Below are 243 nucleotides of genomic sequence, written 5' to 3'. Positions count from 1 at the left end.
CCTGCTTCCGGCCACCGAGCGCGGGCACCTCGTCGCCTGCCACCTGCCGGAGGCCGCCCGGCAGCGCCTCTACCGAGACGAGATCGCCCAGGTGGGGGTGGCCCGATGACCGAACCGCTGCTCAAGGTCCGTGGCCTCGCCAAGCACTTCCCGGTGCGCGGCGGTTTCCGCGCCGGCGGCCTCGTCCGGGCCGTCGACGGTGTGGACTTCGACGTGCGGCCGGGGGAGACCCTCGGTCTGGTG

1 pseudogene is annotated in these 243 nt (G+C 74.5%); it reads left to right on the top strand.

Annotated features, from left to right (window positions below):
• Positions 1–105 precede the first annotated feature (105 nt).
• Positions 106–243: pseudogene (locus FXF50_RS30080) on the top strand (dipeptide/oligopeptide/nickel ABC transporter ATP-binding protein); the annotation flags it as partial.

Origin of the sequence: Micromonospora sp. AP08 (genome assembly GCF_008085935.1) — a bacterium.
Classification (GTDB): domain Bacteria; phylum Actinomycetota; class Actinomycetes; order Mycobacteriales; family Micromonosporaceae; genus Micromonospora; species Micromonospora chersina.
Note: the sequence above shows the minus strand (reverse complement) of the source record. Positions and strands in the feature narration are given on the sequence as shown.